This is a genomic window from Vibrio sp. 03_296 (assembly GCF_002265885.1).
The window spans coordinates 1-481 of sequence record NZ_NPKW01000230.1; the positions used below are offsets into that span (position 1 = coordinate 1).

Below are 481 nucleotides of genomic sequence, written 5' to 3' on the forward strand. Positions count from 1 at the left end.
GAGCTCTCGGGAATTGCCATTCCGGCGGAGATCACCGCAGAAGACGGTACGTTGTTTAAAGAAGCGCTGCTGTTTACCCATCGCGGTTTATCTGGCCCTTCAGTACTGCAAATTTCGTCTTACTGGAAGGCAGGTCAAGCGGTGAGCATTAATCTGGTGCCTGAGGTGGATGTGCTGGAGCTGCTGCAACGCAATTTGGAAAACACCCAAATCAGACTTTGAAAACACCCTAGCGAAAGTGCTGCCAAAACGCTTAGTTGAAGTGCTTATTGAGCGTAAAGAGTTAACGGATAAGCCAACTTAAGCAATTCAATGCCAAAGAGCTACAAGACGATTGTCGAGCAATCTGCAGCAGTGGAAAATTGCGCCCAACGGCACCGAAGGCTACCGCACTGCGGAAGTTACGTTGGGCGGTGTGGACACCGATTACCTGTCCATCAAAAACCATGGAGTGCAAAACCGTTCCAGGGCTGTACTTTAT

1 pseudogene is annotated in these 481 nt (G+C 49.5%); it reads left to right on the forward strand.

Annotated elements, in window-relative coordinates:
- Nucleotides 1-481 (forward strand): annotated as a pseudogene (locus CIK04_RS23600) (NAD(P)/FAD-dependent oxidoreductase); the annotation flags it as partial.